9 protein-coding genes, 5 tRNA genes and 1 pseudogene are annotated in these 11151 nt (G+C 64.5%); 5 read left to right on the top strand and 10 right to left on the bottom strand.

Features of this window, described 5'->3' with window-relative positions; genetic code table 11:
• Positions 1 to 366 precede the first annotated feature (366 nt).
• A pseudogene (locus BKG60_RS32845) lies at positions 367 to 432 on the top strand (alpha/beta-hydrolase family protein); the annotation flags it as partial.
• A gap of 84 nt (positions 433 to 516) precedes the next feature.
• On the opposite strand, the gene BKG60_RS18365 reads toward BKG60_RS32845, so the two are convergent.
• From BKG60_RS18365 to BKG60_RS18360, 3 genes are all read right to left on the bottom strand, one after another.
• The gene (locus BKG60_RS18365; protein WP_070947227.1) at positions 517 to 1500 is read right to left on the bottom strand and encodes a hypothetical protein; all 984 of its coding nucleotides are present in this window, start codon (positions 1498 to 1500) and stop codon (positions 517 to 519) included.
• 64 nt (positions 1501 to 1564) lie between these two features.
• Positions 1565 to 1699: a hypothetical protein gene (locus BKG60_RS32710; protein WP_255742145.1), complete on the bottom strand. Its 135-nt coding sequence runs from the start codon at positions 1697 to 1699 to the stop codon at positions 1565 to 1567.
• A 282-nt stretch (positions 1700 to 1981) separates the two neighbouring features.
• Positions 1982 to 2054 (bottom strand) — tRNA-Gly (locus BKG60_RS18360).
• A 131-nt stretch (positions 2055 to 2185) separates the two neighbouring features.
• Between BKG60_RS18360 and BKG60_RS32005 the strand changes: the two genes are divergently transcribed.
• Positions 2186 to 3895 carry a serine/threonine-protein kinase gene (locus tag BKG60_RS32005; protein ID WP_070947226.1) on the top strand — a complete coding sequence of 570 codons (1710 nt, stop codon included), beginning with the start codon at positions 2186 to 2188 and terminating at the stop codon, positions 3893 to 3895.
• A 256-nt stretch (positions 3896 to 4151) separates the two neighbouring features.
• A complete protein-coding gene (locus BKG60_RS18350; RefSeq protein ID WP_070947225.1) occupies positions 4152 to 4835 on the top strand; it encodes a hypothetical protein in 684 nt (227 codons plus the stop codon).
• 576 nt (positions 4836 to 5411) lie between these two features.
• On the opposite strand, the gene BKG60_RS32195 is transcribed toward BKG60_RS18350, so the two are convergent.
• The 7 genes from BKG60_RS32195 to BKG60_RS18315 all read right to left on the bottom strand — a co-directional run bounded on the left by BKG60_RS32195 (position 5412) and on the right by BKG60_RS18315 (position 8328).
• Positions 5412 to 6599: a hypothetical protein gene (locus BKG60_RS32195; RefSeq protein WP_070947224.1), complete on the bottom strand. Its 1188-nt coding sequence runs from the start codon at positions 6597 to 6599 to the stop codon at positions 5412 to 5414.
• Positions 6596 to 6871 (bottom strand): hypothetical protein, encoded by a 276-nt coding sequence (locus BKG60_RS31740; protein ID WP_070947223.1) that lies wholly within the window; start codon positions 6869 to 6871, stop codon positions 6596 to 6598. The genes BKG60_RS32195 and BKG60_RS31740 overlap by 4 nt, the downstream gene beginning before the upstream one ends.
• A gap of 105 nt (positions 6872 to 6976) precedes the next feature.
• Entirely contained in the window at positions 6977 to 7231 is a 255-nt protein-coding gene (locus BKG60_RS31735) for a hypothetical protein (RefSeq protein ID WP_131823458.1), read from the bottom strand.
• Positions 7232 to 7589: 358 nt separating this feature from the next.
• A tRNA-Val gene (locus BKG60_RS18330) sits at positions 7590 to 7664 on the bottom strand.
• Between the two features lie 17 nt (positions 7665 to 7681).
• A tRNA-Cys gene (locus BKG60_RS18325) sits at positions 7682 to 7755 on the bottom strand.
• Between the two features lie 31 nt (positions 7756 to 7786).
• Positions 7787 to 7859, bottom strand: a tRNA-Gly gene (locus tag BKG60_RS18320).
• Between the two features lie 109 nt (positions 7860 to 7968).
• On the bottom strand, positions 7969 to 8328 hold the full coding sequence (locus tag BKG60_RS18315; RefSeq protein WP_070186077.1) for a DUF6636 domain-containing protein: 360 nt from the start codon (positions 8326 to 8328) through the stop codon (positions 7969 to 7971).
• 262 nt (positions 8329 to 8590) lie between these two features.
• Here BKG60_RS18315 and BKG60_RS18310 point away from each other — a divergent pair.
• Both BKG60_RS18310 and BKG60_RS18305 read left to right on the top strand, forming a co-directional pair.
• A tRNA-Val gene (locus tag BKG60_RS18310) sits at positions 8591 to 8665 on the top strand.
• Positions 8666 to 8770: 105 nt separating this feature from the next.
• Positions 8771 to 11149, top strand: coding sequence for a Tex family protein (locus BKG60_RS18305; RefSeq protein WP_070947221.1), 2379 nt, complete (start codon positions 8771 to 8773; stop codon positions 11147 to 11149).
• The last annotated feature ends 2 nt before the right edge of the window (positions 11150 to 11151 follow it).

Genomic DNA, 11151 nt, shown 5'->3' with positions numbered 1-11151 from the left:
TAGGCCGGTCCGGTCGGCAAGTTCACGCAACATACCCATCCCGGCATGCGACACGACGCCATGGCCATCAGCAGACACTTTCACCCGTGCAACGACCGCGATATTCTTCACCCGCGAAGTGCCTTCCCGTCAGGACGATTGAACCCTAGAGAAGTCCAATTATCCCTTGCAGGACAGGCACTTTCGCTTACCTACACACCCCACACGCAACATTCCGTGAAAAATCCGGGCTAACGTCCGCTGCGAAATCCGAACCTGTTGGTCCGGCTTTGGTGATTCGCCCGGTGCTCATACGGTCCACCGCAGTCTCGATACCCAACTGATGAAGGGCGGGGCCCACCTATCCAGTCGCGCATCGCCTCTGGGTGGCTGCCGTTCGTGACGTTCTGGCAGGTGACGCTGGACATGATCTTCTCGGCGGACGTGCCCGCCGACCTGTGGTTGCGATCCCGCGCTGACTGACCGGATTCAGGACGCCATAGCCGCGGGCTGAGGGTGATCAAACTCGCCGAATGGTCATCGGACGACATCGCGAAAGAGTTCGCGCCACATCGCCATGACACTTATATCGTCATGCTCGCCCCGGCGCAGTGATGCCCATATCGTCCGAATCTGCTCGCGGCCGCCAGGAAATTCTTCGAGGGTCGGGTTGCACCACCTCTGGTAGTACTCGCTGTCCCGGTATGCTTCACCGTGTTTCCGGAATCCGGCCAGCATCCTGAACTCGGCGATCCAGGGAATGGCGGCCGCGAGTGTGGTCGGGATTTTGACGTACCACGCAATTACCGGTACCGCGAATGGCGCGAGGACGTCGAAGGCGTAATGCAGATTCGGCGGATACAGCCATTTAGTGCCCTCCTCGAGCAGGTGGGCAATGTTGAGGCTAAACCACCAGGCCGCTGCGGTGATCGCCCAGCCGACCCACGGCCAGCGCAGTGATACGACTTTGACGAACAGGAACCAGTTCGTCAGGACGTGCAGGCAGACAGCAATCTGCAGGGCCCAGAAACTGATGATCAGAATCCACAACAAGAAGCCCAAGAATATTTGCACTCCCAGTGAAATACCGCGTGCCCACATCATGAATGCTGTTGTGGTGAGCCATAGGATGGTCGCCAAGAACAGCACCCATTGAACTGCTTTCTTCGGACCGGTTGCCGCCCTGATGTTAGGCAACATCTTGATCCGGGCACCCACGACCAGGACCCCGATAACCCCGGCGGCATACCCGGTAGCAAGGATATTGGGATAGTAGGCCGCCGCGCCCAGAAGTTCGCCGAGAAACTCAGGCGCGTGTGACATAGCCTGCGCGACAAGCTTGGCCGTCAAGTTGAGCGGCCATACCGAAGCGGCGAGGATTAAGAACGTGGCAATCATCATGGGGAGCATGCGGTGCAACCGCGCGCCGCGATTGCTGCGCTTGAAGTTCTCCCGAATCTCGCGATGCCACCGGTAGTACCGGCCGGCGCTGGTCCGTAGTTCCCGTGAGATGGTGACCATCCCTCTGCCCCCCGGATGTTGATGGCTTTGGGCATGAGTTTCTACGAGGGGTCTGACAACGTAGTCAATCGATGGCGGCGATCCGCGCGGGGAGCTTGGTCGTCCATTCCTTCAAATAGCAGTCCGCGGCTTCGGCTTGGCTATCGACGCTGAAGAACATCGCGGTCGCGCGCCTACCTAGCCGGGCGTTGATGCTCACGATGGCGACGGTGCGGCGCTGGCTAGGTCGAGCGTCGGAGCCCAGTTGTGGTCCAGTCGTCGAGTTCGGTGCAGAGCCCGTCGTGGCATAGGTGTGGCCGAGCCAGGCGAACAATGACCTGATGTGTGCATCGCGCGGCGCCGTCCGACTGGCGGTCGATACCGGCTGCCAGGAGGATTCCTGGCGATGGTCCAGTGATCAACCGTGTGCATGGCTTTGCAGCCCGTTGCCTCATCACTCGGCCACTCCGCCACTGGGATTGATGCCAGATCGCACTCGTTGAGCGGATGACGGGATTCGAACCCGCGACCCTCACCTTGGCAAGGTGATGCGCTACCAACTGCGCTACATCCGCGCGCCACGAGCGAGATCGCCCGTCGCGAAAGCGAACATTAGCCGACCGGTGCGTGCGGACACAAATCCTCGCTCTGATTTGCTTTGTGGGGCAACGTAAACAGTCCGGAGGGCAGTCCGTAGGATTCCTGAATGCCGCTCAACGTCGATGAGACGTTCTCCGTCTTCCGGATCGTTCGACTGCTGGGGTCAGGCGGGGCCGGGGAGGTCTACCTCGCGCAGCATCCCAGACGTCCTGACCCCGAGGCGCTGACGGTGCCACCCGACGAATGGTCCGGCGACCCCGAGTACCGGGAGAGGTTTCACCGCGAGGCAGATCTGGCCGCCACGTTGTGGCATCCCAGCATCGCCAAGGTCCGCGGTCACGGGGAGCACAACGGTCAGCTCTGGATCTCGACCGACTTCGTCGACGGGGCGAATCTCGCCGGTCTCCTCGATCAGCGATATCCCAACGGCCTGCCGCGCGAACAGGTTTTCGGCATCGTCATCGCGGTTGCCGGGGCACTCGACTACGCCCACAAGCACAGTTTGCCGCACCGCGACGTCAGCCCGGCCAACATCATCCTCAGTGATGCCACCGGTGCCACCGGGCCGCGTGCCGTTCTGGTTCGCCTCGGTGTCGCTCGCAACGTCGGGGCTGCCGACAACCCCGGCTATGCCGCACCGGAACAACTGGTGGGGGAGGATGTCGACGGCCGCGCCGACCAGTACGCCTTGGCCTGCACCGCGTACCACCTGCTGACCGGGACACAACTGTTCGCGCATGCCAACCCCGCCGTGGTGGTCAGCCGCCACGTCAACTCGAAGCCGCCGGAGTTGGCCGCCACCCGGCCCGAATTGGCCGATCTCGATCCGGTGTTTGCCAAAGCCCTCGCCAAGAACCCGGCTGAGCGATTCGCCAGCTGCGGTGCCTTCGCGCATGCCCTGGCTGATGAAACCCCGGTGCCCGCACTGACTTTGGCGCCGCCGGCACCGCCGGCACCTGGTCGACACGCGCCCGGGTATCGGTTGGCGGGGATGCCGGCCTGGGCGCCCGTGGCGGCGATCGCCGCTGTCGGCGTCGCCGTCGGTGTCGGGGCGTGGCAGCTGTGGCCGTCGGCTGATGCCGCAGCCAGCGAGCAGCCGAGCTCATCGCCGAGCACGGCCGTTGCCAGTGTGGCGAACGCGCCGATCGCGCTGCCGCCCGCCGACCCGGTCTTCGACGGCCTCTACCGCCTCGACTACGACAACCCGCACGCCAGCCTCAACGGCAACCCGTGGCCGGCGGCGGGAAACCAGATCGCAAGCTTCTGGTGGGCATTCCGGTCGGCCTGCAATCCCTCGGGATGTGTTGCGACCTCGACGCGCATGGACGGCACCAACCACGCCATCGCTTACGCCGAAGGTGGCGGCATGACAGCGGTATTCCGCTTCATCGACAACTCTTGGCAAGGTGATCCCGGAACCGGCACCCTGCCCTGTGAAGCGCCGAATCTCGGGCAAGCGCAGACCATGGAGACGGCATTGGCGTTGGCGCCGCAGCCCGATGGTGGGCTGGCCGGCGCGCAAACCACCACCATCCTGTCCAACGAGTGCGGACTACAAGGCGCGGTGATCAGCGTGCCCGTACACGCCACCCGGCTCGATGAGGTTCCACCGGGCAGCCCGATCGCCGACCCGGTCGCGGTCGCAGACCCGCTGCCGCCCGCTCCGCAGCTGCCTCCGCCATTGCCACTGCCACCTGGCCCACCGGTTGCTGCGCCGCCGCCGCCCGCTGTGCCTGCGTTGGCGCCGCCGGTGATCGCCCCGATCGTGCCGCCGCCCGGGGCACCCGCCGCCCCGGTGCCACCCCCACCGGCATAGGCCCCGAACCCACGGGCGAACGTTGGCTTGTGCGAGATACCAGCGGGTTGTCGAACCCAAGCCAACGTTGGGCGCGCAGGCGGGTCACGCCTCTGAATGGGCAAAAAAATAGCCCCTGGGCAGGGGCTATGGTGGTGCGCGATACTGGGATTGAACTTGTACCAATTCCAACGTGTCGAGTAACCGTCTGAACTGCATCAACAAGCATTCTGACCTGCTGATGTAGCTGAAGGCTCGCCAATCAGCCTTTGATCAGATGGGCACGCCGCAGACCGACAAATTGATTGCGGCGATTATTGCCGGCGAAGGCCCCATTGATGAGCTTCGCGCGGATGCTTTGGCCGAGCATGCCAGCGCGTCGATCGTCCATAAGGTTCACGATGCGGTATTCGAGCGGTCAATTCATATTCTGCATCAATTCGCGCCGTATCCCACTGTTCAAAAGAAGTTCAATGATGTGTGGGGTAAGTTCGCGAAGACCGCCGATCTGGTCAACGTCGATGAAACTGATTCGGAAGTCATTGGTGGGCTCGATCAGAAGCAATTGGCAGCGTGGCGTGATGCAAAAAACTATTCCGGTGAATTGAATAAGCTGATTGACGCGCTGACGGTTGCCGCGCAGCTTTCGGGCCAGGGCCATCCGCCGGGCACCGACGGCTCGGCCCCCAGCGTGAACTGGGATGCAAATTTCGAGCTGGGCCTGGTGGTCGATCCGACCGGGTTGCATGTCCGTCGGCTTTGGGAGGCTTACAGCGCTACCGGCCGGTGTGGTGCCTGGGCTGGTCTACATCGCCTCGGCGCCAAGGTCGGTGCGAAGGATCTGGCCGACTACGAACCGCAGCGCCGACCTCGGCCGACGCTGGAACGCCGCACTGATCGGGGTCTCGAAGTGATCGATCCAGAAGACGATCTTGTGGAAACTGCCGCATCGGCGGAGTGACGGAGACGCAGCCCCCCGGCCTCTTGCTCAACCGCCCCCGGCTTGGGCCGGGGGCGGTTTTGCCGTTACCGGGACGTTGACCGTCACCTCGACCATTCGTCGTTGGGTATCTCAACATGTTCTGACGGCCATGTGTTAGGGCATTCTTCGCGTAGCTCTTGGGCCGTTCCATACGTTTGCGTTCCTGCGTCGGCCACCTTCATTTGCAATTCAAAACGTGAGCTGTCCGAAGGCGGGTTAGCCAAGTCGTTCTGGAGGTCGGCCAGGTTGTCGAACCCCTTCGCCCACTCGTCAAGGTGCCCTTTGATCTCTGGGGTGGACACTGATCCCGCGCTAGCCCGCGCGTCGTTTCGCAGCGCTATCCAGTCGTCCGCCCTGGCGTTTCCGCTCAAGCTGGCGGTCGCGAGCTTGTTCCACTTGGACGCAAGTGCCCCTACCGTCTCGCAGTCCGCTGAATTAGCTGAGTCGGATGTCGAAGATTGATGAGATATCCACAGCGCACCTACCGTCACGATCACGGCGCAGAGCGCGGCGACAGTCACCCATGGCCACCGTCTTCTAAGCATGGACACGACCCTATCTGCCCCAAGCGCCAGGGTCGCTCGGAGACAGTTGGTGCATGCCGCCGAATGGGTTCGGGATATACATCGTCAGGCTCGGGTTGTCCGCCCGTGCTTGGTAGATCTCCGTGATGTCCGTGGGATTCCATTCGCCCAGGCCAAGTCGAATTGGGGGCACGCCGGCCATGTCGTTCTGTGGGGCGAATTGGATGATGTGCTCGGCTTCGTACTGGTAGTCCACCCATGTTGCCGGGTACCAGGTGCCGTCGCGTGCGATCCACCGAGTGTGGGCAGGCGAGCCGTTGTATTCTTCGCCCACGACGCGAAATCGGTACCCCTCTGAGCCGATCCAACCCGGTTTGACGCCCCACCCCTCGGGAGGTGCCCCCGAAGCAATCTCCTTGAGCCCGGATGGGTGCCCAGTGATGGGAGTTGGAAACTCCTTACTCCATGCCTTGGCCTCGGGCTGGCCCGATGGGGTGCCAGAACCCTGGTAGGGGTGGTCGTAGTCGATGTCCCACCGGCCACCGCCAGGGCGGGAGTCCGGGGGAGGCGGCGGCTCCCAGGGGTACGGGAACGGATCGCCAGGGGCCCCAGGTAGGTCGCCCAACGGGCCATCCTGCTTGAATCCGTCACCGAAGCTGGCGGCCTTGATCGTGCCGTTGTCGGCCCCGTCGAACGTGATCCCATCCAGCTCACTGGCTTTCGCGGTGAGGCGTTCCCCGATCGAGGTGTCGGCTGCCACCAGTTGCTCAGCGTTCCACCGGATATTCTCGGTGTGCTCGGCCAGGGCGCGGTTGCGGTCGATGGCCGAGTTGATGTCCCATCGGCGAGTATCGGTCACCCGGAGGTCTTCACTCACCCGGAATCCATCGGCTTCGGCCTCAGCGATCGCGGTGAGCGCCTTCTGCGCGGCGGCGCGCAGGTCCGCGACGCTGCTGTCCGCGAGATCGGCCGCAGCCCGCACCACTTCGCCGTGCCGGTCGACCACCGCAGTGTCGGCGGTGACCCGGTCCAGGGCGGCGTCCTTGGCAGTGCCCTCCCACTCGGTTCCACTGATGTTTTGGCGGTGCCGGGAGAACAGTTCCTCAAACTTGGCGGCGGAAGCGCGCCAACGTGTCGCGGCGGCTTCCAGATGGGTGATGTCCCAGTTTTCGAGCTGCGAGCGCGTCAACCCAGCGCCACCGTCGGACGCGGGGCTCACACGGTCCTCGCGACGGCGTCGGCCCCGTCATCATCTGTGCGGCGATACACCCCACTGCCCACCTTCATGTACTCCGAGTGGTTGCTGACCCGCGCGGCTTGCCGGTCGCGCGCCGACGCCAGCGCCGCATCGATCGCCGACACCCCAGCGTGGCTGGGCTGGGACCCGCTACCTTCACCGGCCGCGCCAGTCGATGCCAACGTGGCCGCAACCGCATCGCCCTGTGCCGCTGCTGCGCTCAGCGAACCGGTGTCAACGTGTAGGTGTGCCATGTTCCCCCCCTTGATCTTGACGTTACTACGCTAGATGGTCGATATGGCGAAGCCCCCGGCAATCAGAGGCATTGATGCGCCGGGGGCTTCTTGTTTCGTAGGGGATTAGGTCATGGGGGCACCTGCGTGGCTGAACACCGGCACATCGGCCTGTACGGCGTCGGCTCGCATCTCAGCTTCGGCGCCCTGCAGCACCGCGACCAGTTCACTCAGAGCCCCAGGGGAGTAGTGCCCGGCGTCGATCCCGTTGACTGCGAGGGATAGGTACCGCTTTACGCGCCGGTCTGGTGTTTGGATGCCCTCGATGCGGGCCTCTACAAGCGGACTCGTCACGCCAAACCCGAGACTGTTGTCTGTCACTGGCTGGACTGTGCGGACGGCTGCGGCGAACCACCGGAAGATCAGGCCATCCCAGTTTTCGGGGGCCGCTACCTCGATAGCGCCCGCTGGCGGTGAGTAGTCCGCGCAGAACGCGCAGAGGTCGGCGGTAGTTGGTTGGTTGCAGGTGCGGCAAGGGTGTTCGCTGCCGACACCCTTGGGGTTGTCCGAGTTCATGGACACTCTTACGGGGGTGTCGGCGGTGGTCGACAACCTTTGAGTGTGATTAGGCATTGTTCGGTTCTCCCTACATATAGGGGTCACTCGAAACGTTGTTGCATGGATGTTGTATGCGAATTGGTGAGAAGTTCTAACTAGTACCTCTGACCTACGGTAATGGTGGTGCGCGATACTGGGATTGAACCAGTGACCTCTTCCGTGTCAGGGAAGCGCTCTCCCGCTGAGCTAATCGCGCGGGGTGAAACTCTTACTTGGAGGTGGAGACGGGAATCGAACCCGTGTGCACGGCTTTGCAGGCCGTTGCCTCACCACTCGGCCACTCCACCACTGGGGTTGATGCCACACATCGCACCTTCGAGCGGATGACGGGATTCGAACCCGCGACCCTCACCTTGGCAAGGTGATGCGCTACCAACTGCGCTACATCCGCGCGCCACGAGCGAGATCGTCGCCCGTCGCGATGCAGAACATTAGTCCACCGACGTGCGCAGACACAAATCCCCATTACGGGAGGGCAAAGCGCGGCCAAAAACGGTGTTTCAGAACAGGTGGTAAGCCTCCCGTGAGAGGGCGAACCCGTGGCGGGTCTTTGTGTCACGGCAGGTGATACCGGTGCCGGCGCTCTCGCATCGCAGGGTCCCGGCCGTGATCGAATCTCCGTATCCCAGTTCGGTGTCCGTGCTCAACGCGGTGTCGCCCGCGCAGACGAACTCCGCCGGCCGGCCCGGGCGCAGCGTCATGCCCTGGCCGTACGCGAGCTCGCAACTGGCGGGGCGCAGCGGCGGCGCCCAGCTACGGTCGCGGATATCGCAGCGCGCCATCGACGCGTCGAGGTGGCAACCCACGTTGCCCGACGGCGAGGTGAACGCCGTCGGCTCTCTGACCTGCCGGTTCACCACGCCGGCGACACTGTGGAAGTTCGGCGTTACACCAACCGGCCGATCTGTCATCGGCGTCGGGGCGCTGTGGCATCCCGAAAATAGGGCACTAGCAGCAAAAACTGCACCGCCGACGGCCGGCCAGCGGGCCCGCAGGTGAACCATGACGGGTGACCATACGCCCGCATCAACGTGCATATTTGGCAAATCGAACAAGTCGATTCGGCGGATACCGATTCGGGTCCGCCCCGGAATGCGTGCTAGTGTTCGACGTCGTTCCCACGGTCTCGTAGCTCAGTGGGAGAGCGTCCGCCTCACACGCGGAAGGTCGCTGGTTCGAACCCAGCCGGGACCACCATCGCCACCGACGGCTTCGGAGAAATCCGGGGCCGTTTTTTTGTGGCCGGACACACGTCGCGTCCGCACCGGGAGTTGTCGCGGTGATTCGGTAGGGTCCTCCGACGTGACTCAGAGCGTGACCGTCGGAACCATCAAATCCGTAACCGCCCGTCTGGCCGAGGAACTCGCCGTGGGCGAGGGACAGGTCGTTGCCACGGTGGGACTCTTGGACGAGGGCGCGACGGTCCCGTTCATCGCGCGGTACCGCAAGGAGGTCACCGGCGGCCTCGACGACGGTCAGCTACGCACTCTGGAGGAGCGCCTGGGCTACCTGCGTGAGCTCGACCAGCGCCGTGAGGCCGTGCTGGCCTCGATCGAGGAGCAGGGCAAGCTCACCGACGAGTTGCGGGCTGCCTTGATGGCCGCCGAGACCAAAGCCCGGGTCGAAGACATCTACCTGCCGTACAAGCCCAAGCGGCGCACCAAGGCCCAGATCGCCAAGGAAGCCGGCCTTGAGCCGCTGGCCGAGCGGCTGTTGGCCGATCCGACGCTGGTGCCCGACGAGGTGGCCGGTGAGTTCCTCAACGACGACGTGGCCGACGCCGCCGCGGCGCTGGAAGGCGCTCGCCACATCATCATCGAGCGGGCTTCCGAGGATGCCGAGCTGGTCGGCGCCACCCGTGAGAAATTCTGGGCCGACGGCTCGCTACGCACCGGCCCGTGGTCCGAAGAGGCAGCGAAAAGCCCTGCCGCACAGAAGTTCCGCGATTACTTCGAGTTCTCCGAACCGCTGGAGAACATGCCGTCGCACCGGGTGCTCGCGGTGTTGCGCGGTGAGAAGGAGCAGGCGCTGTCAGTGAACTTCGACGGCGGCGAGGATGAGCAGTACCAGGCGATGATCGCCCAGTCCCTGGGCATCGACATGACCGCCAAGGCGCCCGCCACGGCGTGGTTGGCCACCACCGTGCGGTTGGCCTGGCGGGCCAAGCTGATGATCTCGGCTGCCGTGGACGCGCGTGTCCGGCTGCGTCAGCGCGCCGAGGAAGAAGCCGTTGCGGTGTTCGCCCGCAATCTCAAAGACCTGCTGCTGGCCGCACCGGCCGGCACCCGCGCCACCCTCGGGCTGGACCCGGGTTTCCGGACCGGCGTGAAGGTCGCCGTCGTCGACGCCACCGGCAAGGTCGTCGACACGTGCGCGATCTTCCCGCACCAGCCGCAGAAGCAGTGGGACCAGGCCAAGGCCACGTTGGCGGCCCTGATCGCCCGGCACAACGTCGAGTTGATCGCCGTCGGCAACGGCACCGCTTCACGCGAGACCGACGCGTTGGCCGGTGAGCTGATCGCCGACATCCGAGCGGCTGGGGCCAAGGCACCGGCCAAGGCCATGGTCAGCGAGGCCGGTGCGTCGGTGTACTCGGCCTCCGAGTACGCGGCCCGGGAGATGCCGAACCTCGACGTGACGCTGCGCGGTGCGGTTTCGATCGCTCGTCGCCTGCAGGATCCGTTGGCCGAGTTGGTCAAGATCGATCCCAAGTCGATCGGTGTCGGCCAGTACCAGCACGACGTGACGCCTGGCTCGCTGGCGCGCAGCCTCGACGCCGTGGTCGAAGACGCCGTGAACGCGGTGGGCGTGGACCTCAACACGGCCTCGGTGCCGCTGCTGTCCCGGGTATCGGGGGTGACCGAATCCCTGGCCGAGGCCATCGTCGCGTACCGCGAGAGCGCCGGCGCGTTCCGCAGCCGCAAGGCGCTGCTGGATGTTCCGCGCCTGGGCCCCAAGGCATTCGAACAGTGCGCGGGGTTCCTGCGGATCCGGGACGGGGAGGACCCGCTGGACGCGTCCGGCGTGCACCCCGAGTCCTACCCGGTGGTGCGGCGCATCCTGGACCGCTCCGGGGTGACGCTGGCCGAACTGATCGGTGACGAACGCACCCTGCGGAAGCTCAAGCCCGCCGATTTCGCCGACGAACGATTCGGTGTGCCGACGGTGACCGACATCCTGGCCGAGCTCGAAAAGCCCGGACGTGACCCGCGTCCGGCGTTCTCCACCGCCACCTTCGCCGCCGGCGTCGAGAAGGTCGCCGACCTCAAGCCCGGAATGGTGCTCGAGGGGGTGGTGACCAACGTGGCGGCGTTCGGTGCATTCGTCGACGTGGGTGTGCACCAGGACGGCCTCGTGCACGTCTCGGCCATGGCTGACCGGTTCATCTCCGACCCGCACGAGGTGGTGAAGTCGGGTCAGGTGGTCAAGGTCAAGGTGGTCGACGTCGATGTGGACCGGCAGCGGATCGGACTGAGCCTGCGGCTCAACGACACCCCGCAGCGCGAGCAGGGCAAGCGGCCCGAGCGCGGTGGTCAGGGCGGCCAGAACCGCCGAGACGGCGGCAATCAGGGTCGTGGCGGGCGAAATCAGAACCGTGGCAACAATTCCGGTCGTCGCGAATCGAATCAGCCGATGGGCTCGATGGCCGAGGCGCTGCGCAACGCGGGCTTCGGCAAGTAGCG

The organism is Mycobacterium syngnathidarum, from assembly GCF_001942625.1.
In the GTDB taxonomy this organism is placed as follows: Bacteria; Actinomycetota; Actinomycetes; order Mycobacteriales; family Mycobacteriaceae; genus Mycobacterium; species Mycobacterium syngnathidarum.
Note: the sequence above shows the minus strand (reverse complement) of the source record. Positions and strands in the feature narration are given on the sequence as shown.